We start from the raw sequence: 24,315 nt of genomic DNA on the forward strand, positions 1-24,315 counted from the left end.
GACTCTACGCCTGATCGGTTCGACGCGTTGGGCCCGCAGCCCCGTTCTCGCTAGCTGCGCGCATCGGTGTATGCATCGATCTGAGCTTGGCTGGCCTCGCTGATGGTCACGCTGTTCACCACAACATCCTGGACCGGCACGTCGCCTGCCGCGGTCGCGACACCTTCGATCTCCATGACGACGTCCATGCCCTCGACGACATGGCCCAGCGGCGAGTAGAGCGGCGGCAGCCCGGCGCCGTTGGGGCCGGTGATCACGAAGAACTGCGAGCCATTGGTGGCCGGATTGCCCCGGTTGGCCATGGCCACCGAGCCGATCCGGTACCAGTCGTCCGCGGGCGGGAAGTCACCGGTGAATTGGTAGCCGGGACCGCCGCGGCCGAAGTCGAGCTGCACATCGCCGCCCTGGATCACGAAGTCGGAGATGATCCGGTGGAACAGCGTGCCGTCGAATGCGCCCCAGCGGCCCAGCACCACGAAGTTGTTGACGCTGTCGATGTCGAGCGCAGGGTCGAGCAGCATCGTGAAGCTGCCCATGTTCGTCTCGAAGGCCGCGGCGTACATGGTGTCGGGATCGATGCAGAGCGGCGGCGGGGCGTCGAACTGGTTGAGCGGCCCATCGCTGCCGTCCTCCGCAGGACAGGCCGTGGGGTCTGGCGCCGCCGCCTCATCGGAGCCGCTGTCGGCCTCAGCCTCGGCCGCAGCCTCAGTAACCGGCGGAGCTTCGTCGCCCGGCTCATCAGTTTCGAACGCAGTGACCTCAGTCACCTCGGCAGCGATCGCAGCATCGCCATCGTCAGAACCGTCGCCGCTGAAGATGCTCCAAAGCAGCAGAGCCAAGAGCACCGCCGCCACAGCCAGCACCACCCGCAACACCTTGCGAGTAGTGCTCGAACGCTTCTTGGCGCGTTCCGCTTCGGCAACCGCCCGCATGCGGTTCTCCCGCTGCCGCTGTCGTTTCTCGCTGCTCATAAGTGCCCCTGAGATGTGCCGGCGGTCACACTACCGACGCCCAGTCGACACCCTGGGCAAAGACACAACGCAGCAAGGGGTGGGCGGGGGCAGGTGTGCCCGCGCGCAGTTCGCAGCGCCAAAGCCCATCCACCCTGCAGCGGGCGGCGCTGCGCTTGTTTGAAGCACGGGTGCGCCTGCCCCCGCCCACCCCGGAAGCATGTACCGCCCTGGACGCACTTGATCAGAAAGCGCCCGCAAGCCCCCCCGATACCCTCGCCCAACGTGCCCCTAGTCGTGCAGAAGTTCGGCGGAACGTCAATCGCCAGCGCGCCGCGCATGCGCGAGGTAGCCGACCACGTAAAGCACTGCCGCAGCCGCGGCGACGAGATCGTGCTGGTCGTCAGCGCCATGGGCTCGGAGACCGACGACCTCCTCGCGCTGGCCGCCCAGATCACCGACGAACCGTCGGGCCGCGAGGTCGACATGCTCATCACCGCAGGCGAGCGCAAGGCCATCGCGCTCATGTGCATGGCGCTGCACGATGTGGGCGTTGCGGCCGACTCGTTCACCGGCAGCCAAGCGGGCTTTCTCACCGACACGAACCACCGCAACGCCAAGATCCTGTCGGTGACACCCAAGCGGGTCACAGAATCGCTCGAAGCCGGTCGCGTCGCTGTCGTCGCCGGCGCGCAGGGCGTGTCGACCGACAACGACGTGACGTTCCTGGGACGCGGCGGGTCAGACACCACGGCCGTTGCCCTGGCGCACGGCCTCGGCGCCGACGCCTGCGAGCTCTACACCGATGTGTCGGGAGTGTTCACCACCGATCCACGGGTGTGCCCCGCCGCTCGCAAGATCGCGCGCATCGGGTTCGATGAGCTGCTCGAAATGACCGCGATGGGCTGCCCCAAGCCGGCCGCCCGCTCGGTCGAGGTTGCCCGCACGTACGGCGTTCCCCTGCACGTGCGCTCGGCGTTCACGTGGGAACCGGGAACATGGGTCGTTGACACGGAGTCAGGCATGGACGTGAGAGAAATGGAAAAGCCGATCGTGACCGGCATCGTGCCGGACACATCGCAGGCCAAGGTGACGCTGGTCGGCGTCCGCGACGAGCCAGGCATCGCCGCCAAGGTGTTCCGCACGCTCGCCGATGCAGCGGTCGTGGTCGACATGATCGTGCAGAACGTGGGCGACCACGATCGCACCGACATCTCGTTCACGGTGCCCGCAGAGAGCGCCGATGAGGTGCGCGGCATCTGCGAGGGAATGGTGGACACGGTGGGCTTCTCGTCGACCAACACCGATGCCGACATCGCCCGGGTCTCGCTCGTGGGTGCCGGCATGGCCAGTCACCCCGGCGTGGCCGCCACCATGTTCGAGACGCTGGCATCCCAGAACATCAACATCGAGATGATCTCCACCTCGCCGATCCGCATCTCCTGCGTAGTAGCCGAAGCAGACGTAGACCGAGCCACAGTCGCCCTGCACACAGCCTTCGGCCTGGATTGACCAGGCGAAGAAAAGACGGCCTGGATTGAAATCCACGCGGAACGAGGGGTGGGCGGGGGCAGGTGTGCCCGCGCGCAGTTCGCAGCGCCAAAGCCCGTCCACCTCGTAGCGGGCGGCGCTGCGCTTGTTTGAAGCACGGGTGCGCCTGCCCCCGCCCACCCCGGTAATTCACAAAAGACCGCCGAAGGAGCCTCGGTAGCCTTGACCCCATGCGAGTAGGAATCGTCGGAGCCACCGGCCAGGTAGGCGGTGTGATGCGGGCCATCCTGGCCGAGCGAGCATTCCCGATCGACGAGCTGCGGCTCTTCGCGTCGGCCCGCTCAGCCGGCCGCAAGATCGGTTGGAACGGATCCGAAGTCACCGTCGAGGATGCCGCCGAAGCCGACTTCACCGGTCTCGACATAGCCCTGTTCTCCGCAGGCAAGACCACCTCGCGAGCCATCTCCGAGCGCGTCGCTTCGCAAGGCCCGACGGTCATCGACAACTCGTCTGCGTGGCGCATGGACCCCGATGTGCCGCTGGTGGTGCCCGAGGTGAACGCCAAGGAGGTGTTCAACGCTCCCAAGGGGATCATCGCCAATCCCAACTGCACCACGATGGCGGCGATGCCGGTGCTGGCACCGCTGCATGCCGAGGCCGGTTTGACCTCGATGGTGGCTGCCACCTACCAGGCCGTGTCCGGTGCCGGTCTGGCCGGTGTCGACGAGCTCGACCAGGCGCTGTCCGCAACGAGGGACGGTGCCGCCGCCCTCACCTACGACGGCGACGCTGTCGGCCATCCCGAGCCCGACAAGTTCCCCGGGCCGATCGCGCACAACGTGCTGGCGCAGGCTGGCAGCTTCGTCGACGACGGCCTCGGCGAGACCGACGAGGAGCAGAAGCTCCGCTTCGAGAGCCGCAAGATCCTGGGCATTCCCGATCTGGCGGTGTCGGGCACCTGCGTGCGGGTGCCGGTGTTCACCGGCCATTCGCTGGCGCTGAACCTGCGCTTCGAGAGACCGATCTCGCCCGAGCGGGCCACCGAGCTGCTGGCAGAAGCGCCAGGCGTGGAGCTGGCCGAGGTGCCCACGCCATTACAGGCGGCAGGTCGCGACCCCTCCTATGTAGGCCGCATCCGCCGCGACCCCACGGTCGAGCACGGCCTGGCGCTGTTCGTAGTAGGAGACAACCTCCGCAAAGGCGCCGCCCTCAACGCCGTCCAAATCGCCGAGGTTCTCTCGGCGACCTGAGACACAGTGCCGAGGTTCTCTCGGCGACTTGAGACACAGTGCCGAGGCCCTCGCCGCCTAGCCGCGGCGCACCACGACTTCGGCGCCCGGCACTTCGGGTTCGTCGTCGACGATCTCGGCCGGGAAGCCGGGAGCGGTGACGGTCTGCCCGGTGGCGTCCTCGAGCCGCCGGATGATGTTCGGCGACCACTCCCGGTCGCCATAGCGAGCGGCCCCGTCGGCGAACACCTCCACCAGCACCGGCGACAGCTCCAGCGGCAGGCCCTGCTCGGCTGCGATGTCGGCGAACAGGCCAATGTCCTTGCACACCAGGTCCATGGTGAAGTTGATGTCACGCGAGCCGTTCAGGATCACCTGGCTCTCGGTCTCGTGGACGAAGGAGTTGCCGGAGCTGATGCGGATAGCTTCGTAGGTGGTGGCCAGGTCCATGCCCGCCGCCTGGGAGGTGGCCAGGGCTTCGCACAGCGAGACCAGGTTGGCGGTGGCGAGATAGTTCGTCACCACTTTCAGAATCGATGCCGAACCCAGCGGACCGGTGTGCAGGATGCGCCGACCCATGGTCACGAGCAGCGGCAGCATTGCTTCGAAGGTGCCGCGCTCGCCGCCGGCGAAGATCGAGATGTTGCCGGTGGCAGCCCGGTGGCAGCCGCCCGACACCGGGCAGTCGATCGCGGCGCCGCCCGCCGCCTCCACCAGCGCACCCAACCGGCGCACCTCATGATGATCAGTAGTGCTCATCTCAGCCCAGATCTTCACCCCCGACCCAGCCGAGCCCGACGAGGCCGCCGAGCCAAACCCAGCCAGCACTCCATCAGGCGCCTCCAGCACCGCCGCAACCGCAGCAGGCGAAGGCAAGCAGGTAATCACCACATCACAGCGTTCCGCGAGTTCAGCCCCAGAGCCAGCCGTCGAGGCACCAGCCTCAAGAAACGGCGCCATAGCCCCCGGATCCAAGTCGCGCACCACCAGCTCAAACCCATTGCGCAACAAAGACCCAGCCAGCTTCCCCCCAACATTTCCCAGCCCAACAAACCCCACACACCGGGCGCGGGCGGATCCGGAAAGTACCTCTGCCATAACGCAAGTATCCGCCGCCCGCGACCCAGGTCGAGAACGCAGCGAGACTTGCGCCACCAATTGTCGAAAGCGCAGGCAAAGCCTGCGCTTTCTGTTGTTGCGAGCGTGGGGCGAAGCCCTTCACGCTCGCACTAACCAGTCGGGCAGGCGGGATTTGAACCCACGACCTCTTCGTCCCGAACGAAGCGCGCTACCAACCTGCGCCACTGCCCGTATGCGACCGCCGCGAGCCGATCGCTCCGGCCGAAGCTACCGGTCCGGCACGCAGGAGCGCTACAGGAAGACGAGCCGGCTCAGCCCGTGCTCGCGGCGTCCCGCTGCAGCAGTTCCTGCGCGGTGCGCCGCAGCAGCAGCGGGTTGAGCGGCTTGACCAGCCACGCATCGGCATCGGAGCGCCGTGCCAGGAAGACGTCGGCTTCGCGGTCGGCCAGCATCAGCACCGGCACCCGCGGCAGCCGCCCCATGCCCGACTCCAGCCGCAGGTCCAGGCAGGTGGCCATGCCGCCCATGTTCCCGATCTGGAAGTCGAGGATCACCAAGTCCGGTGTGCTCGCCTCCACGGCAGGCCGGACGTCGTGTCCGGACCGCACGACCCGGAAGGTCACCTCGGGGGCGGAAAGCGCCGCGGCCACCTCTTCGACGACCCAGTCGGCGTCAGTGGCCAGCAGCACGTCGGTCACGGTGGCGCAGCGTAATGGGACCCACAAGCCCCTGTGCCGTGCCTCGGGGCCGCGCTGGCGGTCCGCTCGCTTCCGCTGCGTGCTGGCTGCGCTGACGAGCAGTTCGGGCCCGGCTCCGCTTGCGGGGTCAGCCTCTAGAGTTCGGGCCGCCGCCGATGCAAGGAGCCGTGGTGAAGGTACGTCTGCGCCGTCGCGGGTTCGCGCGTCTCGTGGTTGCCGCGCTGCTGCTGTCGGCGGTGTTGGGCCTGGTCGCCATGCCGGCGTCAGCGCACGACGACCCCGAAATACCGCACGTGATCCCCGATGATCCCACCACGCCTCATATCACCGGGGAGGCGCGCCCTCGCCAGATCGTCGTGGTGGAGGTGAACGGGCTGATCGACCCGATCATGGCGTCGTACATCAAGCGTCAGCTCGTCACCGCGACCGGGCTGCACGCGATCGGCGTGGTGCTGCAGATCGACAGCGCCGGCACCACGCTCGACGACGGTGAGCTGGTCGACTTGCTCGACAGCGTTCGCCTCGCGCACCTGCCGGTAGGGGTGTGGGTGGGCCCCAGCGGGGCGCAAGCGCTCGGCGGCGCCGCCCATTTGGCCACCACAGCCGACTTCGCCGCGATTGCACCCGGCGGGCGCATTGGTGAGTTCACCGCCGTGGCGGGCCTCGTCCATGCCCACGGCGCCGCCTCGCGGCGCGAAAGTCAGCAAGGTGCCGCCTCGCGGCACGACAGCCAACTCGGCGCGGGCGCTAGCGGAGTTGACAGGGGCGATGTCCACAGCCACGAGGGCGACGGGCTTCACTCGGGCACGAGCGTCCGCTACTACGACGCCGACACCGCGAAGGGTGCCGGCCTCACCCACAGCACGGCACCGGTGATCGGCGAGTTCATCTTCGCCATGTCCGATGAGGGCCTGCTGCCGCCGATCGGCCAGAACGTGACCGGCCACGACGGCGTGGTCCGGCGGGCCCCGGCCGACGACGTGGTCGTGTCATTCGTCAAGCTGCCGCTGCTCGACGGGCTCTTCCACACCGCTGCCAGCCCGGCCGTTGCCTACTTGCTGCTGGTGGCTGGGCTGTCGTTGCTGTTGCTTGACTTCTACACCGGCGGCATCGGCATCGCCGCCATGGTCGCAGCCGTGTGCGGGCTGCTCGCCGCGTTCGGCCTGGGGACGCTCGACATCCGGCCGTGGGCGCTGGTGCTGATCATCGCCGGCTTCGTGTCGTTCGCGGTGGACATTCAGACAGGTGTGCCGCGCTTTTGGACTGTGGCCGGCGGCGCAGCAGTGCTTGCCGGCTCGCTGACGCTGTTCGGTCAGCACTCGATGAGCTGGATCCCGCTGCTGGTGGGCTTGGTTGGCGTCGGCACCTTCGTGCTGTCGGGCCTGCCTGCGCTGGTCCGCACCCGCTACGGCACCGCCACCGTGGGGCGGGAGTGGCTGATCGGGGTGGAGGGCGCTGCGGTCACCGATGTCGATCCCGACGGGACCGTCGAGGTCCATGGCGCGCGCTGGCGGGCCCGCGTCAACCGTCTCACGCCGCTGCAGGCGGGCGAGCCGCTGCGCGTCAGCGGCCTGAGCGGGGTGGTGCTGGAGGTGGAGCCGCTCGAAGGAGCGGCGAGGGACTACCGGGAGATGAGAAAAAAACGGGCTGATTCGACGGTTTCCGAAACCGAATGAGGTTTCGTTTACCTCTTGTCAAGCGATTTTTCGTGATCTAGTGTCCCCTCCGACAAGGGGGACATATGAGCGCTCTGCTGGTCGACGAGTGGCAGGACAAGGCAGCCTGCAGAGGACCTCAGGCGGCGGTTTTCTTCCCGCCGCCCCGCACCGAGCGGCGCGACGAGAAAGCTGAGCGTGAAGCCCGAGCCAAGGCCATCTGCGGCCAGTGCTCGGTGATCGACGACTGTCTCGACCATGCGCTCGACGTGGGCGAGGCGCACGGCATCTGGGGCGGGCGCAACGAAATCGAGCGCCGCAACATGCTGATGCTGCGCACCGACGCCAGCTAGCGCTCTCCCGCCTGTCGTCGTCCGCTCTTGTTCGCTGCGCTCACGGGCCGCTCGGGCCACGGCTTCGCACCGTACTTCCCGCTCCTGCTCGCTTCGCTCGCGGGCCGCTCGGGCCCTGGGCTCAGCCTCTAGCCAGATACTTCGGGCAGCCGCGGCCCGGCGATGCGCAGGTCCCCGCGCCGCCGCGTCACCCCTGTCCTGTCCAGGTAGCCCACCAGCGGCAGCGCGTACTTCCGCGTGGTGCCGAGTGCTTCGCGGATCTCAGCCACGGTGACGCCGTCGGGCTGAGCGCTGAGCAGGTCGGCGATTCGCTCAGCTGCGGCCTCGATGGCGGACGCCGCAAACCAGACCCCGTCCGCGTGCACGAGATCGCCGCGCGCGGCCAGTGCAAGAAGCTCCCGCTGGCCGACGCCGCTCGGTTCAGGCGGGGAGAAGGGCGCTGCGGCGAGTTCGGCGATGACCGGGTGGTCGGCAAGGACATCAGCCGCGTCGGCCGGCCGGGCACGCCCCGCTTCGATGGCGACGCCGTCGAGCATGTCGATCGCGAGCCGCTGGCGTTCGTCGAGCCCGGCCAAGTCCAAACCGAGGGGGCCGGCGCGCTCGATCCGTTCCCGGAGATCGTCCACCAGCGCCTCGACCAGTTCGGACGGCGCCACCCAGCCGCCCAGCACCGGCTCCACCCGCTCGCCGGTGAGCCGCTCGAGCTGCGTCGCCTCGATCCACCCGCGTTCGGCCACTAGGCGCTCGATACGGGCGTCGGGTTTCGCGACCGCAGCCCGGAGTTGCGGATCGGGATCGAGCACGGTGCCGCCGCCCACGGTCTGCCCCCGGCCGAAGTCGCGCAGCACGAAGCGATCTCCCAACACGAGCGGCAGCGCGACCGGCAGGTGCAGCCGGGCGTAGCCGGTCTCGCCGGGGGAGATGCGCTCGGGCCCGAGCACGCGCAGCCGCACCGGCCACTCGCCCGAGCCCAGGTACAGGGCGTAGGCGCCTCGCCGGGTCACATCGCTGCCAAGGCTGCCAAGCACGGTCAGCTCCACGTCGACGCTGCGGGTGTGGTGCCACTGGTCGGATCGCACCAGAGCGATGCCGCGGCCCAGGTCGTCGGCGTCGACACCCGTGAGATTGAGCGCGACACGGTGCCCCGGGCCGATGCGCTCGACCGCGGTGCTCTGGGTCTGGATTGCTCGCACCCGCGCAGCGCGGCCGCCTGGCGCCGTCCGCAGCTCGTCGCCGGCTGCGATGCTGCCGCCCGCGAGCGTGCCGGTCACGATGCGCCCCGCCCCGGTCGCGGCGAAGGACCGGTCGATCCACAGGCGCGGCCGGTCCCGGTCGGCCGCGGTGGGCGTGGCAGCGCACAGATCGTCGAGCGCGCCGCGCAGCTCGTCGAGACCGGTGCCGTCGATGGCGTCGGTGGCCACCACCGGTGCGTCAGCCAAAAACGTGCCCTCGACGTGGTCGGCGATGTCGAGACGGGCCAGCTCGGCGAGCTCATCGTCGACGAGGCCGATCTGGCTGAGCACCACGACGCCGTGGGAGATGCCGAGCAGTTCCAGGATCGCCAGGTGCTCGGCCGATTGCGGCTTCCAGCCTTCGGGTGCCGCCACCACGAACAGCGAGGCATCCACGGCCCCCACGCCGGCCAGCATGTTCTTCACGAAGCGGATGTGCCCGGGCACGTCCACGAAGCTGACCTGCCGCCCCGACGGCAGCGTGCAGAACGCGAACCCGAGGTCGATGGTGAGCCCGCGCTCCTTCTCCTCGGCCAGCCGGTCCGGATCGGTGCCGGTGAGGGCGCGCACCAGCGTCGACTTGCCGTGGTCCACATGCCCCGCAGTGCCGACGATATGCACGCTGCCAGCTTGCCCCGCCCTGACTGTCAGTGTCGAACCGTCCGGTCGTCGTCTCGGCCGCGAAATCGACTTGTGTATCCTGCCGGTGCGGCCGTAAGGTCGCTGGTGGAGCTAGACGGAATCGAACCGTCCGAGGCCGGGTATCAAGTTGGCTCGCCGCACCAGCGGTAGCCCCACGAGAGCCGCACTCTTCGGGGTGCGGCTCTTGTCATGCTGGCAGACAGAACGTCAGTGACTCTCATGAATTTTTGATCTGACGCTGGCACGCGCCGAGGCGGCCTGAGGGTCAGAAGCCGTAGGGCTCTACTGCTGGCTGAGCGCGTGGCGGACGGCGGCCGACATGACGGTGTCGTCGGCGGGATCGACCGTGCGCAGGTCGAGCACGGTGGTCTGCTCGTTGACACGAGCGATCACCGGCGGGTCGAACGCTCGCAGTGCACCCGTGTAGTCGCCGTCGAGTTCGATTCCCGCGGAGGGGATCTCCTGGCCGGGCAGCGACCCTGCACCCGCCAGCGCCGTCGTTTGGGACGGCCGGCCCACGCCGAGCGCCTCGGCGCGCTGGGCTAGCTCCTCGACCGGCACCTTGGCCATGCGCCAGAACGGGATCGCGTCGGCGTCGCGGCGCAGGTACGCCAGCGCCACCGATTGCAGCGCGTCCAGCACCAGCGATCCGGGCCGGAAGGCCCGCATCAGTGGGTGCGCCGCGCAGGCGGCGATCAGGTCGGCGCGGCCGCAGATGATCCCGGCCTGGGGGCCGCCCATGAGCTTGTCGCCCGAGAACGTGACCAGCGCCGCGCCGGCTGCCAGTGTCTGGCGGGCACCGGGCTCGCCGGCCAGCCAGTCGGGGCGCTGCCCCAGCCACGGGCAGCGCTCGTCCAGCAGGCCCGAGCCCAGGTCCGACACCACAGGCGGCCCGATCTTCGCGAGCTCCGTCACGCCGGCTTCCTCGGTGAAGCCGGTGATGCGGTAGTTGGACGGGTGCACCTTCAGCAGCAGTGCGACATCGTCCCGCTCGGTGGCCGCCCGGTAGTCGGCGGCACGGGTGCGGTTGGTGGTGCCCACCTCCACGAGCCGTGCGCCCGACTGCTCCATCACTTCGGGCACCCGGAAGCCGCCGCCGATCTCCACGAGCTCGCCGCGCGACACGGCCACGCCGCGGTCGCGGGCCAAGGCCGCCAGCACAAGCGTCACCGCGGCAGCGCAGTTGTTGACGACGAGCGCCGCTTCGGCGCCGGTCAGCGTTGCCAGCAGCAGCGAAGCGTGCGTGGTGCGCGAACCGCGCCGGCCCGACACCAGGTCGAACTCCAGGTTGCTGAACCGCACCGGGCTGTCGTCAGACTCCACGTCGAGCGGAGCTCGACTGTGCTGATAGCCGAGCGGGGCTCGGCCCAGATTCGTGTGCAGCAAGACACCGGTGGCGTTCACCGCAGGTCCCAGCAGGCTGCGCCGCAGCCGGTGCGCTTCGTCGGCCGCCGAGTCCGGGTCGCCGGCGGCGATGGCTGCCCGGGCCGCGATGACCAGCAGCGGGTGCGGCAAGCCCACGTCCGCGATCCGCAGCGCCAGGTCGTTCACCGACGGCGGCCTCATCGCCCGGACTCGCTTCAGCCGCGGCGTGCGCTGAGCGTGACGGGGATGGGCCCGTCCATGCGGGCGGTGCAGGTGCCCATGTCCACCGGCGGGCAGATCTCGGTGACCAGCAGTTCGGTGATCGCCTCGAACACCCCAGCTGCCGGCCCGCCGGGCCCATCGCCGGTCACCGGCTCGCCGGCATCGCCGCCGGCAGACACCGCAGGTTCCAGCGGGATCGAGCCCAGCAGTGGCACGTTCAGATCGGCAGCCAGGCGTTCCCCGCCGCCTTCGCCGAAGAACGACCACCGCTGCCCGTCAGGTGCGGTGAACGCACCCATGTTCTCCACCACGCCCACGATCGGCATGTGGCTGCGGCGCGCCATGTCGGCCACGCGCACTGCCACCTTTTGCGCGCTCAGTGCCGGGGTGGTCACCACCAGCATCTCGGCCTGGGGCAGCAGGCGGGCGAGCGCCATCTGCACGTCGCCGGTGCCGGGCGGCATGTCGATGAGCAGGTAGTCGAGCTCGCCCCAGTCCACGTCGTGCAGGAACTGCTCCACGGCCTTGGCGAGCATGAGGCCCCGCCACATCAGGGCGGTTTCCTCGGTCTCCACCAGCAGCCCGGTGGACACGACCTTCAGCAGGCCCTCGCCGGCGGGGCGCTCGTCGGGCACGATCTTGCCCCGCTCCTCGCCGTCGGCCGGGGGGCGGGCGCCGAGGCGGCCTTCCATGCCGAGCATGCGGGGAATGCTGAACCCCCAGATGTCCGCGTCGAGCACGCCCACGACGAAGCCGCGCGCGGCGAGCGCGGCCGCCAGGTTCACCGTCACCGACGACTTGCCCACGCCGCCCTTGCCCGACGCCACAGCCAGCACCCGGGTACTGGCGTGCACCTGCGTCGGCGCGGCGTTGTCGCGCGCGGTGCGCCGGGCACGTTCCATCACCCGAGCTTTCTCGGCAGCGTTCAGCTCATCCCAGTGCAGCCGCACGTGCTCGATGCCGGCCAGCCCGGCGACGCGCGTCTCGCAGTCTCGCTTGATGGTGGCGCGCAGCGGGCAGCCTGCGGTGGTCAATGCCACGGTCACGTGCCCGGTGGTGCCCTCGCGGTAGGCGTTGCGCACCATGCCCAGGTCGACGATGTTGTCGCCCAGTTCGGGATCCATGACGCCCCGCAGGATGGCGATCATCGCCTCGTCATTCACGGGAGCATCGGTAGACGCGCTCACGGGTGCAGGGTAATGGCGCTGTGCGCGGGCCCACGACGGCGCCTGCTGTGGCCCCGCCGCCGGGCTCGTCGGGCAGCATCTGCGCACGGCGCTCGCCGGTGCAAAAGGGCCAGATGGCACTAGCATCGGTCGCAGAACGTTTGCCCATGTGGGGCTGATTCGGGAGTCGCTGTTGTGATCACCCTGACCGATACCGCCGCTGAGAAGGTCCACGAGCTCATCACTCAGGAGTTGTCCGAGGCGGGCGGCGAGACCCAGTTGGCGCTGCGCGTCGCCGTGCGGCCGGGCGGCTGCTCGGGCTTCAGCTACGAGATGTTCTTCGATTCCGAGGTCGCCAACGACGACATGTCCCAGGCCTACGGCGACATCAAGGTGGTGTCCGATCCGATGAGCGCGCAGCTGCTCGAAGGCGCCACGCTCGACTTCACCGACGGCTTGATGGGATCGGGCTTCGCGATCGACAATCCCAACGCGCAGCGCACCTGCGGCTGCGGCAACTCGTTCAGCTGAGCCGCCCCGAGTCCAAGCCAGAACTGCCCGAGCCTGAACCGGCCCGGGCATCGGCGCTCACCGGCGACACACTCCAGTTCACCGTCGACGGCCGCGCCGTCGAGGTTCCCGACAACGGCGACACGCTGCTCGGCGTGCTGCGCGACCACCTCGGCATCGAAACGGTGCTCGACGGCTGCAGCCCGCAGGGCCAATGCGGCTGCTGCACCGTGCTGGTCGACGACGCGCCCCGCGTGGCATGCGTCACCCCGGCACGCCGGGTGGCCGGGCGACACGTCACCACTGCCGCCGGCCTGAGTGCCGCAGAGCAACAGCGATGGTCTGACGCATTCCTCGCCTGCGGCGCAACCCAATGCGGCTTCTGCACCCCAGGCATCGTCTGCCGGTTCGTAGGCCACGAACGCCGCGGCGCCGACCTCTCCGATCGCACCACGGTCGACAAAGCCCTGGCGGCGCACCTGTGCCGCTGCACCGGCTGGCAAACCATCCGAGAAGCCGCAGCACACGCCGCCGCCCCGCCGTCTCCGGATGCGACCGAACGCGATCCCGACGCAGCAGCCCGCCGCGCGTCGATCGAAACCGGCGGCCCCCAACGATCAGTAGCGGCCAGCGTCCTCGGCGGGTTCGACTTCGGTGCCGACGCCGCACCGCCAAGCACGCTCACCGCCATCGCCGGGCCAGACGGCAACTGGCACACAGCCGAGAGCCTGACCGAAGCCCGCCGGCGAGCCGGCAAAGTGCAAGGCCGCCGAACCACCCTCGAACCCAGCCCACCCATCGAGATCCCCGAACCTCCGCCCGGCACCCAGTGGGCCGTCCAGCTCGCCACCTGCTGGACCGAACCCGCCTACCTGGAGACCGACGCCGCTTGGTGCGAACCCGGCGGCAACCCGTCCGATCCCTTGGCAAACGGCGGAGCCTTCGGCGGCAAAACCACATCACCAGTCCGCGACGAGGCACGGCAGCTCGCCGCCGACCTCGACCAACCAGTCCGTGTCCTCTGGTCAAGAGAAGACACCGTCCGGCGCGGCCCAAAACGCCCACCCCTAGCAGCGGGCCTCAGCACCAACGGCACCGGCATAGTCCGAATAGCCCGCACGCCAGGCGCAGCCGATGTGCTCCGCTCAGTGCTCCCGCACGCCGAGGTCGTGGAAGTCGACACTCCCGGTCCACCAACGTCAATGAACCTGCGCGCCGCAGTCTGGGCCGAAGCCCAAATGCTCGCCGCAGCCCTGAGCCGCCTGCAAGCTGGTGAATTACTCGAAGCAACCACCGCCGCTGTCGAGGTGAGGTCGCCCGAAGGCGCCACAGCAAGCGCCACAGTCAGCCCAGACGGCATCGAGCTACATATCGACGCCGGCGACCCCCTCGACGAAGTCACCCTGCGCAGCTATGTCATCGGCGCGAGCCACATGGCCTGGAGCTGGGTCACATCAGAAGCCCTGTCAGTCGACGCCAACGGCGAAATCCAAGACCTAACGATCCGCAGCTTCGGAATAGCCCGCTCAGCCGACACCCCTCACATAGACGTCACGATCAAACCCTCGCAACAACCCCCTGTCCAAGCAGGCAACGCAGTCTTCGCAGCAGTAGCAGCAGCCACCTGGCTCAGCCGCGGAGCACCCGCCCAACTCCCCACCAGCTGACGGTCCGTAAGACGCAGAGCGCAAGAGGGGGGCGCTGGGGCAGGTTCGCCCGCGCGCAGTTATGAAGCGCCCCAAGCACACCCAACAAGCGCACGAAGCGCTTCATCTGTTTGAAGCACGGGTGAGCCTGCCCCTGCGCCCCCCGAGCCGACACATGCCGTGCGCCCCCCGGGCCAACACCGCGCGCCCCGGGGCCAACACCGCGCACTGCGCTAGCGTCACCCACCGATGGCTGAACCAGCAGAAGACAAACTCCGCCGCCTAGTAGCCGCCGAAAACGGCCTGTGCAGCTTCGTCTGCCTCGACAGCAGCGGAAGCCCACACGTATCCATCATCAACGCCGGCGTGATGGACGACCCCGTAACGGGCGAGACCAGCGTGGCCTGCGTGGTGCGCGCCAACGCCCGCAAGGCCCGCCTGCTGCGCAGCGACCCCCGCGCCGCAGTGGCCTTCCGCCACCGGTGGGACTGGGTGGCCGTGCACGGCACAGCGCAGCTCATCGGCCTCGACGACCCGGCCGAGGGCGTCACCGACATCCCCGAGCTGCTGCGCGACGTGTTCCGCTCGGCCGGCGGCACCCACGAGGACTGGGACGAGTACGACCGGGTGATGGCCAAGGAGCGCCGCCTGGCCATCTTCGTCACCCTCGACCACATCACCTCCAACACCGGCACCATTTCCTGAACAACACAGGCTGACAGAACAGGGGCAACGCCCATGGCCGCACCCGTCGCTCACTATTCGAAGTGGTACCGAGCCGGCGACTTCGTGTTCGTCTCGGGCCAGATCGGCCTCGCCGATGGCGCCCTCGTCGAAGGCGTGGAGTCTCAGGCCCGTGTCGTGCTCGCCAACGTCGTCGAGGCGCTGGAAGAAGCCGGCGGCACTCTCAACGACGTGGTCAAGTGCCTCGTGTTCATGACCGACATCGGCAACTTCTCGCTCATCAACTCGATCTACGCCGAAGCCTTCGGCGACCACCGCCCGGCAAGAAGCGCCATCGGCGTAGCTGCCCTCCCCCTCGGCGCCGAAGTAGAGATAGAAGCCATCGCCCACCTCCCCGAATAGTCACGCCGCACACCGCGCATCAGTACGCTGCGATCCATGGCCGGCGCCATAGTCATAGTGGTAGTGCTCCTGCTGAGCCCCTTCATCATCACCATCTCACTGGCAGCAATAGCAGCTGCCCTCGGCAAGCTCCTCACCGACGACGCCGAGCAGCGCCACGAAGGCAGCTCCCTCCTAGAAACCAACGTCTAACGCGCAGACGAACGAGGTGTGGGCGAGGGCCATGGTGCCCGCGCGCAGTTCGCGGCGCCACAGCCCATCCACCTCGTCGCGGGCGGCGCTGCGCATGTTTGAAGCACGGGTGCCATGGCCCTCGCCCACCCCGGGCGCGCGCCAAACGAACTAGCGCCAGCGATACGTCCCCAGCCGGTAGCCGACAGACCGAACGGTCTGGATCAGATCAGCGTTCTCCTCGCCCAGCTTCGCCCGCAAACGCCGCACATGAACGTCCACGGTCCGCGCGCCCCCGTAGTACTCGTACCCCCACACCTGGTTCAGCAGCGCCTCACGCGTGAACACCCGCCCCGGCTGCGACGCCAGGAAGCGCAGCAGCTCGTACTCCATGTAGGTGAGGTCGAGCGGGCGCTCGTCCACCACTGCCTCGTACGTGTCGAGGTTGATGCGCAGCGGCCCGTACTCGATGATCTCGGTCGACCCGCCGTTCGACGCTGCGGCCAGGTGCGCCAGGCGAGCTTCGAGCTCGCGCGGGTGGAACGGGTCGAGGCAGAAGTCGTCGAACAGCTCGTCGCGCATGGTCAGCTCGTCGAGCGCATTGCCGCGTACCAGCACCAGCACACCCAGCGTGGCTGCAGCGTGCTCACGCAGCGCCCGTGCCACCGCCCAGGCCACGTCGGTGCCGCCCGCGCCCGCGCTGTTCGGGTCACCGCCGTCGAGCCGGATGATCGCTCCCGCCCAGCCCTCGGGCGGCGCACCCGCCGTCACGTCGGCCGTGGTGGCCACCGGCTTCCAGACGTAGCCGCCGAGGTCCAGGAACTGCGCCAGCTCGGTGCTGACAGCGGCGGGGTGAACGGCGTACATGAGTGCAACTTCACACAGCGGCGAAATAGTTGTCCAGTTCGAATTGGGTCACTTGCGTCTGGTACGACGACCATTCTCGCCGTTTGTTGCGCAGGAACCATCGGAACAGGTGCTGCCCAAGCGTTTCCGCCACGAGCGCGCTGCCCTCCATCTCGTCGAGCGCCTCGTCGAGCGAGGCCGGCAGATGATGCCCGTAGGCCGGCCCGCCGTGGTCGCTGTAGCCGGTGATCGACGGGGGAGTCTCGGGCGGCAGCTCGTAGCCCTCCTCGATGCCTTTCAGCCCCGCGGCCAGGATCACGGCGAACGCCAGGTACGGGTTGCAGGCGGGGTCGGGCGCCCGGTACTCCACCCGCGTCGCCTCCTCGCCCTCGTTGCGTGTCGGCGGCACCCGGATGAGCGCCGCACGGTTGCTGCGGGCCCACGAGATCGCCACCGGTGCCTCGTACCCGGCGATCAGCCGCTTGTAGCTGTTGACGAGCTGGTTGGTGACGGCGGTGATCTCCCGGGCGTGGCTGAGCAGCCCGGCCACGAACCCCCGCGCCACGTCGGACAGCCCGTCGGCCGAGCCGGGGTCGCTGAACGCGTTGCGCCCGTCGGCGAACAGCGACATGTGGGTGTGCATCCCCGATCCCTGAACCCCGGCCAGCGGCTTGGGCATGAACGTGGCGTGCACGCCGTGCTCGAAGGCGATCTCGCGCACCAGCAGCCGGAAGGTCATCACGCTGTCGGCCATGGTGAGCGCGTCGGCGTAGCGCAGGTCGATCTCATGCTGCGACGGCGCGTCCTCGTGGAACGAGTACTCCACCGGGATGCCCATGGTCTCGAGCGCGCTCAGCGTGCGGTGCCGGATGTCGGACGCGATGTCGGCGGTGGTCAGGTCGAAGTAGCTGCCGGCGTCGAGCGGCACCGGCCGCCCGTCCACCCGGTCGGGCTCGAACAGGAAGTACTCCATCTCGGGCGCGACGTAGAACGTGTAGCCGGCGGCGCGCGCCCGGTCCATGACCCGCCGCAGCACACCCCGGGGGTCGCCGTCGAAGGGTGTGCCGTCGGCGCCGGTGATGTCGCAGAACATGCGAGCGGAGACGTCGTCGCTGCCGTTGCCGTTGCGAGCCGGCATGAGCTCGAACGTCTCGGGGTCGGGCAGAGCCACCATGTCGGCCTCGGCGATGCGGCTGAAGCCCTCGATGGACGATCCGTCGAACACCATGCCCTGCTCGAAGGCCGCCTCCAGCTCCGCCGGCGAGATGGCGAACGACTTGAGCTGCCCCGCCACGTCGGTGAACCACAGGCGGATCAGGCGCACACGCCGTTCGGTGACGCGGCGCAGCACGTAGTCCTGGGGTCGCTCCCGTTCTGAGATGGTCGGGCTCGGGATCGTCACAGTGGCCTTCCCCTTCCGGTCGGGACTCTGCTGGCTGTGCACTGGGGGCTGGCTGGGCCCGCAGCAGGGCGTGTCGGGACCACATTGAATGGGCCCATTGGCTGAACCCCCATTGTCGGCGGTGCAACGGTGCCCGATCTAGGGCCAGGAGCGAGCTTCACGCGCTGTTCACAATTGGGCAATGGCCCGGAAACCCTGGGTGGTTTGTATCGTGCGCACGGATGTTGGTGTCAGCCGCCAACCGGGCCAGCCGAGCGCGGGCCCGCAGGCCGCCCGGCTGGGCAATGCGGCTGACCCGATCCGCAGTTGACGTACATGCGAATCAGCGAAGGAGCATGCAGTGACCTACCGGGCCGAGTACATCTGGACTGACGGCACCGAGCCCACGGCCGAGGTTCGTTCCAAGACGAGAGTCTTGGCCGACGGCGACGAGCCGGGCATCTGGGGCTTCGACGGTTCGAGCACCAACCAGGCCGAAGGCAGCGACTCCGACGTCGTGCTGCAGCCGGTCTACCAATGTCCCGATCCGCTGCGGGGCGGCAACGACATCATGGTGATGTGCGAGACCTTCCTGCCCGAGACGATGGAGCCGCACCCCACCAACATGCGGGCCAAGACCCGGGCGATCCTCGACAAGTACGGCGATCAGGACTTCTGGTTCGGTCTCGAGCAGGAGTACACCATGCTCGACCCGGTCACGAAGTGGCCCTCGGGCTTCCCGCCCAACGGTTTCCCCGGCCCGCAGGGGCCCTACTACTGCGGCGTGGGCGCGCTGCGCATCCACGGCCGTGACGTCGTGGAGCAGCACACCACCTGGTGCATCGATGCGGGCCTGAACATCTCGGGCACCAACGCCGAGGTGATGCCCGGCCAGTGGGAGTTCCAGATCGGCCCGTGCGACGCGCTGACCGTGGGCGATGAGATCTGGCTGGCCCGCTACCTGCTGTATCGCGCCGGTGAGGATCACGAGATCGAGGTGAGCCTGGCCGCCAAGCCCATGCAGGGCGATTGGAACGGTGCGGGCATGCACACCAACGTGTCCACCAAGGCCATGCGTGAGAACTACGACGCAGTGGTGAAGGCTGCCCAGTCGCTGGGTGCGCCGGGCAAGCCCGAACAGCACATCGCCGGCTACGGCCACGGCATCGAGCTGCGCCTCACCGGCGAGCACGAGACCGAGCGCTACGACACGTTCAGCTACGGCGTGTCCGACCGCGGCGCCTCGGTGCGCATCCCGTGGCAGGTCCACCAGGACGGCAAGGGCTACATCGAGGATCGCCGGCCGAACGCCAACGCCGATCCCTACGTGGTGACCGCCCTGCTCAGCCAGACGATTGGCGAGGCCCTGGCCTAGCCAACCCGCAGACGCGCAGCGCTCGCCAGCGACACGCGCGCTCAGCGATAGAAGTTCGTGATCGGCATGCGTCGGTCCTTGCCGAAGCTCTTGGCAGTGATGCGAGGACCGGGCGGCGACTGACGCCGCTTGTACTCGGCGATGTCGACCAGCCCCGTGATGCGGTGCACGACATCGGGGTCAGCCCCGTACTGATCGAGCATCTCGGCGGCGCTCAGGTCGCCTTCCACGTAGGCCTCCACCAGTGGGTCCAGCAGCTCGTACGGCGGCAGGCTCTGGTCGTCGCGCTGATCGGGCCGCAGCTCCGCTGAGGGCGGCTTGTCGATGCAGGCCTGCGGGATGCGTTCGCCGTCGCCCTGGCGGTTGCGCCAGCGGCACAGCTCGTACACCAGCAGCTTGGGCACGTCGCGGATGACGGCGTACGCCCCGGCGGTATCGCCGTACAGCGTCGTGTAACCCACGGATGTCTCGGTCTTGTTGCCGGTGGTGAGCACCAGCCAGCCGAACCGGTTCGACAGCGCCATCAGCAGCACGCCCCGGATGCGACTCTGCAAGTTCTGATCGGTGAGGTCGGCCGCCGCACTGTCGCGGGCCGAGCCAGCGTCAACCGGGCCAGCGTCGGCAGCCCCTTCGAGCATGCCGCCGAGGGCCATGTGCGCTGGCTCGATGGGCACCGTGCGAAAGTCGATGCCGAGGTTGGCGGCGAGCTGGGCGGCGTCGGTTTGCGACCCCTCACTCGAATAGCGCGACGGCATCGACACGCCATGCACATGTTCCGGCCCGAGCGCATCAGCGGCGATGGCCGCCACCGCACTCGAGTCGATGCCACCAGACAGCCCCACCGCCACATCGGCGAACCCGTTCTTGCGCACGTAATCACGCGTCGCCACCACCAACGCCTGCCACACCTCCTCCAACGGATCGGGCGATGCTGCGAGCACGCCGCCGGCCACAGCGGCTTCGCCCGTCAGGGGGACGTCGCAGACGGCAACCTGCTCGGCGAACGCCGGCAGCCGGCAGATCACCTGCCCGCCGGCATCGGTCACGAACGAGCTGCCGTCGAAGACCAGCTCGTCCTGCCCGCCCACTTGGTTCACATAGACAACGGGAACCCCCAGCGCCGCCGCCCGCGTCCGCGCAACAGCCTCTCGATCAGCCTGCTTTCCCCGCCGATAGGGCGACCCATTCAGGTTCACCAGCAGCTGCGCCCCCATCGCAACCTGCGCCAGCGCCGGACTCGTGTCGGCCTCGCCCCCCACGATCGACGGCAGCCCGCCGTCCTCAGCGGCGGCGTCAGCAGTGCGAGGCGGCCCCCACAAGTCCTCGCACACCGACACACCCACCGCCACGCCGTCGACAGTCAGCAACGGCCCAGCCTCAGTCCCCGGCACGAAGTAACGCTGCTCATCGAACACGGCGTAGTTGGGCAACAGGTGCTTGCGAAACACCCCACGGACCGTCCCGCCCCAACAAAGAGCAGCCGAGTTCCACAACCGCACAGGCCCACCAGCACCGCTGTCCTCAGGAAAACCAACCACCGCAGGCACGTCACCCGTGTGCCCAGCAATCCGCTCCAGCGCCAGCGCAGCCCCCTCCACAAACGCAGGCTTCAGCAACAGATCCTCAGGCGGGTACCCAGTAACGGTCAGCTCACTGAACACCACCACCTGCGCGCCCGCACCCACGGCCTCGTCGTACGCGTCCACGATCATCTCGGCGTTGCCCGCCAGATCGCCAAGACGAAGATTGAGCTGAGCCAGCCCCACACGCACTGACATCAGCTCACCCTACGCAAGCACGGGCGCGCGGAGGCATCGGAGCAAGTCATAGGTACGCTCACCCCTCACCGGGGGAAGCAGTTGCAGAAGCCGGTCGCATCAGCAAGCGGGGGACGACCAGTCGAGGTGGCGCGGTGGCCAAAGAGAGGGTCGAACGTGACGAGGAAGATCTCGTCCGCCTGTACCTGACCGACATCGGCCAGTACCCCCTGCTGAACAAGGACGACGAAGTCCGCCTAGCCCAGCAGATCGAAAAGGGCATCGCCGCCAAGGAACAGCTCGAGTCTCCGCGGGAGATATCGGGCGCGCAGCGCCGCCGGCTCATGCGCACCCAGCGCGAGGGCGCCCGCGCAGAGCGCACGTTCGTGCAGTCGAACCTGCGGCTCGTGGTGTCGATCGCGAAGAAGTACCAGGCCTCGGGGCTGCCGCTGCTGGATCTCATCCAGGAGGGCAACTTGGGCCTGATGCACGCGGTCGAGAAGTTCGACTGGCGCAAGGGCTTCAAGTTCTCCACGTATGCGACGTGGTGGATCCGCCAGGCGATCACCCGCGGCATCGCCAACACGGGCCGCACGATCCGGCTGCCCGTGCATGCGGGCGACACGCTGGCGCGCCTGCAGAAGGCCCGCTCCCGGCTCGAGCTGAAGTACGGCCGTCCGGCCACGCTGGGCGAGCTGGCGATCGAAGTCGACATGCCTGAGCAGAAGGTCACCGAGGCGCTGCGGTTCGCCGCGGAGCCGCTGTCGCTGTCGGAGCCGCTGCGCGAGGACAGCGACGCCGAGCTGGGTGACGTGGTCGAGGACCGGGCCGCCGAGTCGCCGTTCGAGGTGGCCGCCACCACGCTGCTGCCCAGCGAGATCACCCGGCTGCTGTCGCCGCTCGATGAGCGCGAGCGCGAGATCCTCAAGCTCCGCTACGGCCTCGACCGGGGCGAGCCCCGCACGCTCGAAGAAGTGGGCGAGCACTTCCAGCTCACCCGCGAGCGCATCCGCCAGATCGAAGCCCGGGCGATGTCCAAGCTGCGCCATCCCAGCACCGACACCGGCGCACGCGACCTGCTGTCTGTCTGAGCGCCCCGCCGAAGTGGTGGGCTTGGCAGCGAATGGCGAGCCGGGCAGCTTGGCGGTGCTCGATCCGGTGACGCTGCAGGTGCGACCGGCAGCGCCCGCGGCCGCGGCGGTCCCGCAGCTCTAAGTCAGCCTGTCGTGGCTCAGGCGTCGGTCAGGCGTCGAACCACGATGACGATCAGAGCGCCGACGATCACGGCGAGCAACAGCTTTTTCATGGTGCAGCGTCCTCTGTGCGAGATGACTGTGCGGGATGACTGGGGTCACCGGCACAGCGAATGCTAGGCGCACATCTCCCGAACAACGCGCGCACGAAATGGCGGAGGTGGACGGGAATCGAACCCGCCGGACGGGGATCGCCCGTCCCGCCCGCTTTGAAGGCGGGGGAGCCCACCAGGCGCTCAGACACCTCCGCTCGTCATCTTGGCCCACGGTCGCAGTCCGCGCCAGCGGTGGAACACAGCGCGCCAGCCGTCGGGTACAGCAGGCCCGCCGGAAAACCAGTTGATCGCACCCCCATGTATCGGCCAATGTCAGTGCTAACGATGAATTTCATTTGTTGTCATGTACTCAGGAGTATCAATGATCTATGCCTATGTGGGCGCCAAGGGCGGCGTCGGCAACACGGTGACCGCCCTGCTCGCCGCCAGCAGTGCCAAGCGCGCCGGCCGTGATGTGGTTCTCGTCGACTTGACCGGCGATTTCGGCGTGGTGCTGGGCACTGCGCCCGATCTGCCGGGAATCGCCGAGTGGACGGCGGCGGAGGAACTGTCGCTGGGTGCAGCCTCGGCGCTCGCGGTGGATGTCGCGCCGGGCGTCAGCCTGCTGCCGCGTGGCAGCGGCGACATCGACGATGCCCGGCTGGGCACGCTGTGGTCGCTGCTCGCCGGCAAGCCGCGGGTCAACATCATCGATGCGGGGCGCGGCCCCGCAGCCCTCGAGCGGGCGGCGGGCCCGCGGGTGAGGCGCTTGCTCACCATGACCTGCTGCTACCAGGCACTGCACCGCGCCCGTGAGCTCGTGGTCGATGTCGACGACGTGATCGTGCTGACCGATACGCAGCGCGCGCTCGGGCTCGCCGACATCGAAGCTGCGCTGGGGAGGCATGCCGATGCGGTCGTGGCCGTGGATCGCTCGATCTCGCGCTGGGCCGACGCCGGCCTGCTGCTGGACCGCTGCGCCAAGTCGGCGCGGTCGCTGGATGCGTTCCTGTGAGTCGCATGGCGCGTGCTGTCGCCCGCCATCCAGCCAGCCAGGTGCCGACCGATCCGGCCTTCGTGGAAGAGATCCACGAACGGTTCCTTCCGGCGCCCGCGCCGGCGGCCCGCGATGTCGCTGCCGCCGTCGAGGGAGCTGCCCCGCTGCTCGATCGCCATCACGCAGCCGATCTCGTGTCCGAGGTGCTGGCCCGCCTCGCAGGCGTCGGGCCGCTGGCGGAGATCTGGGCCGACGATGAGGTGACCGAGGTGATGATCAACGGCCCCGGGCCGATCGTCATCGAGCGGCGCGGCATGTTGACCACAGCAGGTCGGATCAGCGCCGCCGAGGTGCATCGCCTGGTCGAGTATTTGCTGGGGCCGACGGGGCGGCGTGTCGACCGGCGTCTGCCCATGGTGGACGTGCGGCTCGACGACCGCACGCGCTGCCACATCGCCGTGCCGCCGGTGGCGGTCGACGGCCCGTACATCACGCTGCGCCGCTTCCCCGGCGGCGCCCGCCGCCTCGACGAGCTCGCTGGTCCCGGCTTCGCTGCCTGCCTCGACCGTCTTGTCGCCGAGTACAAAAACCTGATCGTCTTCGGCCCCACCAGCACCGGCAAGACGTCGCTGCTGGCGAGCCTGCTGGCCACGGTGGCCGAGCGGGAGCGGCTTGTGGTGGTGGAGGAAGCAGCGGAGCTGCCCCGGCTCGGTGCCGGCACCGTGCGCTTGGAGGGCCAGCCGCCCAACGTCGACGGCGTCGGCGCGGTGACGATGGCCGAGCTGGTGGCGGCGGCGCTGCGGATGCGGCCCGATCGCCTGGTGATCGGCGAGGTGCGCGGCCCCGAGGCGGCGGCGCTGCTGCAGGCGCTGACGACGGGCCATCGCGGCTCGCTGTCGACGCTGCATGCCGACGATCCCGCGCATGCGCTGTGGCGGTTCGAGCAGCTCGCCCGCGCTGGCGGCGCGGTCGGCGATGTGGCCGCACACATCGCGTCGGTGCTCGATGGCCTCGTTCACATGAGCCGCGGCACAGGCGGCCGCAGGACGGTCGCCGCCATCTACGAAGTGCGCCACGACGGCTCCTTCGGCCGAGCCGCAGCACCGCCGCCCGCACGCATGGCTGAGGCGGTCTGAGGCAAGCAGATGAAGGTGCTGATGCGCTGGGCGGAGATC

At 68.9% G+C, this 24,315-nt stretch carries 22 protein-coding genes and 3 tRNA genes; 13 read left to right on the plus strand and 12 right to left on the minus strand.

What is annotated here, in order from left to right:
* Positions 1 to 50: 50 nt before the first annotated feature.
* A complete protein-coding gene (locus ACOGI8_RS01280; protein ID WP_419855097.1) occupies positions 51 to 971 on the minus strand; it encodes a peptidylprolyl isomerase in 921 nt (306 codons plus the stop codon).
* A gap of 264 nt (positions 972 to 1,235) precedes the next feature.
* Between ACOGI8_RS01280 and ACOGI8_RS01285 the strand changes: the two genes are divergently transcribed.
* On the plus strand, positions 1,236 to 2,462 hold the full coding sequence (locus ACOGI8_RS01285; protein WP_419855098.1) for an aspartate kinase: 1,227 nt from the start codon (positions 1,236 to 1,238) through the stop codon (positions 2,460 to 2,462).
* 209 nt (positions 2,463 to 2,671) lie between these two features.
* On the plus strand, positions 2,672 to 3,691 hold the full coding sequence (locus ACOGI8_RS01290) for an aspartate-semialdehyde dehydrogenase (protein ID WP_419855099.1): 1,020 nt from the start codon (positions 2,672 to 2,674) through the stop codon (positions 3,689 to 3,691).
* Positions 3,692 to 3,748: 57 nt separating this feature from the next.
* Here the strand turns inward: ACOGI8_RS01290 and ACOGI8_RS01295 are convergent, their stop codons facing one another.
* The 3 genes from ACOGI8_RS01295 to ACOGI8_RS01305 form a co-directional block, all read right to left on the minus strand.
* Entirely contained in the window at positions 3,749 to 4,768 is a 1,020-nt protein-coding gene (locus ACOGI8_RS01295; protein ID WP_419855100.1) for an NAD(P)-dependent oxidoreductase, read from the minus strand.
* Positions 4,769 to 4,907: 139 nt separating this feature from the next.
* Positions 4,908 to 4,981 (minus strand) — tRNA-Pro (locus ACOGI8_RS01300).
* 80 nt (positions 4,982 to 5,061) lie between these two features.
* Positions 5,062 to 5,448, minus strand: a complete 387-nt coding sequence (locus ACOGI8_RS01305) for a response regulator (protein ID WP_419855101.1) — start codon at positions 5,446 to 5,448, stop codon at positions 5,062 to 5,064.
* Positions 5,449 to 5,618: 170 nt separating this feature from the next.
* Between ACOGI8_RS01305 and ACOGI8_RS01310 the strand changes: the two genes are divergently transcribed.
* Both ACOGI8_RS01310 and ACOGI8_RS01315 read left to right on the plus strand, forming a co-directional pair.
* The gene (locus tag ACOGI8_RS01310; RefSeq protein ID WP_419855102.1) at positions 5,619 to 7,124 is read left to right on the plus strand and encodes an NfeD family protein; all 1,506 of its coding nucleotides are present in this window, start codon (positions 5,619 to 5,621) and stop codon (positions 7,122 to 7,124) included.
* A gap of 65 nt (positions 7,125 to 7,189) precedes the next feature.
* Positions 7,190 to 7,456: a WhiB family transcriptional regulator gene (locus ACOGI8_RS01315; protein WP_419855103.1), complete on the plus strand. Its 267-nt coding sequence runs from the start codon at positions 7,190 to 7,192 to the stop codon at positions 7,454 to 7,456.
* 128 nt (positions 7,457 to 7,584) lie between these two features.
* On the opposite strand, the gene selB is transcribed toward ACOGI8_RS01315, so the two are convergent.
* The 4 genes from selB to ACOGI8_RS01335 form a co-directional block, all read right to left on the minus strand.
* Positions 7,585 to 9,309 (minus strand): selenocysteine-specific translation elongation factor, encoded by a 1,725-nt coding sequence (gene selB, locus ACOGI8_RS01320; RefSeq protein ID WP_419855104.1) that lies wholly within the window; start codon positions 9,307 to 9,309, stop codon positions 7,585 to 7,587.
* Positions 9,310 to 9,412: 103 nt separating this feature from the next.
* Positions 9,413 to 9,484: transfer RNA gene (locus ACOGI8_RS01325), tRNA-OTHER, on the minus strand.
* Between the two features lie 128 nt (positions 9,485 to 9,612).
* Entirely contained in the window at positions 9,613 to 10,896 is a 1,284-nt protein-coding gene (selA, locus tag ACOGI8_RS01330) for an L-seryl-tRNA(Sec) selenium transferase (protein ID WP_419855105.1), read from the minus strand.
* Positions 10,897 to 10,910: 14 nt separating this feature from the next.
* The gene (locus ACOGI8_RS01335; protein WP_419855106.1) at positions 10,911 to 12,104 is read right to left on the minus strand and encodes an Mrp/NBP35 family ATP-binding protein; all 1,194 of its coding nucleotides are present in this window, start codon (positions 12,102 to 12,104) and stop codon (positions 10,911 to 10,913) included.
* A gap of 174 nt (positions 12,105 to 12,278) precedes the next feature.
* Between ACOGI8_RS01335 and erpA the strand changes: the two genes are divergently transcribed.
* The 5 genes from erpA (at position 12,279) to ACOGI8_RS01360 (ending at position 15,517) form a co-directional block, all read left to right on the plus strand.
* Positions 12,279 to 12,614: an iron-sulfur cluster insertion protein ErpA gene (gene erpA / locus ACOGI8_RS01340; protein ID WP_419855107.1), complete on the plus strand. Its 336-nt coding sequence runs from the start codon at positions 12,279 to 12,281 to the stop codon at positions 12,612 to 12,614.
* Positions 12,615 to 12,748: 134 nt separating this feature from the next.
* Positions 12,749 to 14,260, plus strand: a complete 1,512-nt coding sequence (locus tag ACOGI8_RS01345) for a 2Fe-2S iron-sulfur cluster-binding protein (protein ID WP_419855108.1) — start codon at positions 12,749 to 12,751, stop codon at positions 14,258 to 14,260.
* Between the two features lie 228 nt (positions 14,261 to 14,488).
* Complete coding sequence (locus tag ACOGI8_RS01350; RefSeq protein WP_419855109.1) at positions 14,489 to 14,944, plus strand: pyridoxamine 5'-phosphate oxidase family protein; 456 nt, start codon at positions 14,489 to 14,491, stop codon at positions 14,942 to 14,944.
* 33 nt (positions 14,945 to 14,977) lie between these two features.
* Positions 14,978 to 15,325, plus strand: a complete 348-nt coding sequence (locus tag ACOGI8_RS01355) for a RidA family protein (protein WP_419855110.1) — start codon at positions 14,978 to 14,980, stop codon at positions 15,323 to 15,325.
* Positions 15,326 to 15,361: 36 nt separating this feature from the next.
* A complete protein-coding gene (locus ACOGI8_RS01360; RefSeq protein ID WP_419855111.1) occupies positions 15,362 to 15,517 on the plus strand; it encodes a hypothetical protein in 156 nt (51 codons plus the stop codon).
* Positions 15,518 to 15,667: 150 nt separating this feature from the next.
* Here the strand turns inward: ACOGI8_RS01360 and ACOGI8_RS01365 are convergent, their stop codons facing one another.
* Positions 15,668 to 16,363 (minus strand): winged helix-turn-helix domain-containing protein, encoded by a 696-nt coding sequence (locus ACOGI8_RS01365; protein WP_419855112.1) that lies wholly within the window; start codon positions 16,361 to 16,363, stop codon positions 15,668 to 15,670.
* A gap of 10 nt (positions 16,364 to 16,373) precedes the next feature.
* Positions 16,374 to 17,744 (minus strand): glutamine synthetase family protein, encoded by a 1,371-nt coding sequence (locus ACOGI8_RS01370; RefSeq protein ID WP_419855113.1) that lies wholly within the window; start codon positions 17,742 to 17,744, stop codon positions 16,374 to 16,376.
* 340 nt (positions 17,745 to 18,084) lie between these two features.
* On the opposite strand from ACOGI8_RS01370, the gene glnII reads away from it, so the two are divergent.
* A complete protein-coding gene (gene glnII, locus ACOGI8_RS01375; RefSeq protein WP_419855114.1) occupies positions 18,085 to 19,098 on the plus strand; it encodes a glutamine synthetase GlnII in 1,014 nt (337 codons plus the stop codon).
* A 41-nt stretch (positions 19,099 to 19,139) separates the two neighbouring features.
* Here the strand turns inward: glnII and ACOGI8_RS01380 are convergent, their stop codons facing one another.
* On the minus strand, positions 19,140 to 20,876 hold the full coding sequence (locus ACOGI8_RS01380; protein ID WP_419855115.1) for an NAD+ synthase: 1,737 nt from the start codon (positions 20,874 to 20,876) through the stop codon (positions 19,140 to 19,142).
* 134 nt (positions 20,877 to 21,010) lie between these two features.
* Between ACOGI8_RS01380 and ACOGI8_RS01385 the strand changes: the two genes are divergently transcribed.
* Positions 21,011 to 21,946 (plus strand): sigma-70 family RNA polymerase sigma factor, encoded by a 936-nt coding sequence (locus ACOGI8_RS01385; protein WP_323672107.1) that lies wholly within the window; start codon positions 21,011 to 21,013, stop codon positions 21,944 to 21,946.
* A gap of 314 nt (positions 21,947 to 22,260) precedes the next feature.
* On the opposite strand, the gene ACOGI8_RS01390 is transcribed toward ACOGI8_RS01385, so the two are convergent.
* A tRNA-Sec gene (locus ACOGI8_RS01390) sits at positions 22,261 to 22,356 on the minus strand.
* A 169-nt stretch (positions 22,357 to 22,525) separates the two neighbouring features.
* Between ACOGI8_RS01390 and ACOGI8_RS01395 the strand changes: the two genes are divergently transcribed.
* The gene (locus ACOGI8_RS01395) at positions 22,526 to 23,158 is read left to right on the plus strand and encodes a hypothetical protein (protein ID WP_419855116.1); all 633 of its coding nucleotides are present in this window, start codon (positions 22,526 to 22,528) and stop codon (positions 23,156 to 23,158) included.
* A 5-nt stretch (positions 23,159 to 23,163) separates the two neighbouring features.
* The gene (locus ACOGI8_RS01400; protein WP_419855117.1) at positions 23,164 to 24,276 is read left to right on the plus strand and encodes a CpaF family protein; all 1,113 of its coding nucleotides are present in this window, start codon (positions 23,164 to 23,166) and stop codon (positions 24,274 to 24,276) included.
* The last annotated feature ends 39 nt before the right edge of the window (positions 24,277 to 24,315 follow it).

It is taken from the genome of Candidatus Poriferisodalis sp. (assembly GCF_965204195.1).
Lineage (GTDB): Bacteria > Actinomycetota > Acidimicrobiia > Acidimicrobiales > Poriferisodalaceae > Poriferisodalis.

Excerpts from the sequence above, each read along its gene's own strand:
- ACOGI8_RS01280 (WP_419855097.1), bottom strand. The coding sequence starts at position 971 with ATGAGCAGCGAGAAACGACAGCGGCAGCGGGAGAACCGCATGCGGGCG.
- ACOGI8_RS01290 (WP_419855099.1), top strand. The coding sequence starts at position 2,672 with ATGCGAGTAGGAATCGTCGGAGCCACCGGCCAGGTAGGCGGTGTGATG.
- ACOGI8_RS01295 (WP_419855100.1), bottom strand. The coding sequence starts at position 4,768 with ATGGCAGAGGTACTTTCCGGATCCGCCCGCGCCCGGTGTGTGGGGTTT.
- ACOGI8_RS01315 (WP_419855103.1), top strand. The coding sequence starts at position 7,190 with ATGAGCGCTCTGCTGGTCGACGAGTGGCAGGACAAGGCAGCCTGCAGA.
- selA (WP_419855105.1), bottom strand. The coding sequence starts at position 10,896 with ATGAGGCCGCCGTCGGTGAACGACCTGGCGCTGCGGATCGCGGACGTG.
- ACOGI8_RS01350 (WP_419855109.1), top strand. The coding sequence starts at position 14,489 with ATGGCTGAACCAGCAGAAGACAAACTCCGCCGCCTAGTAGCCGCCGAA.
- ACOGI8_RS01355 (WP_419855110.1), top strand. The coding sequence starts at position 14,978 with ATGGCCGCACCCGTCGCTCACTATTCGAAGTGGTACCGAGCCGGCGAC.
- ACOGI8_RS01360 (WP_419855111.1), top strand. The coding sequence starts at position 15,362 with ATGGCCGGCGCCATAGTCATAGTGGTAGTGCTCCTGCTGAGCCCCTTC.
- ACOGI8_RS01365 (WP_419855112.1), bottom strand. The coding sequence starts at position 16,363 with ATGTACGCCGTTCACCCCGCCGCTGTCAGCACCGAGCTGGCGCAGTTC.
- ACOGI8_RS01380 (WP_419855115.1), bottom strand. The coding sequence starts at position 20,876 with ATGTCAGTGCGTGTGGGGCTGGCTCAGCTCAATCTTCGTCTTGGCGAT.
- ACOGI8_RS01395 (WP_419855116.1), top strand. The coding sequence starts at position 22,526 with ATGATCTATGCCTATGTGGGCGCCAAGGGCGGCGTCGGCAACACGGTG.
- ACOGI8_RS01400 (WP_419855117.1), top strand. The coding sequence starts at position 23,164 with ATGGCGCGTGCTGTCGCCCGCCATCCAGCCAGCCAGGTGCCGACCGAT.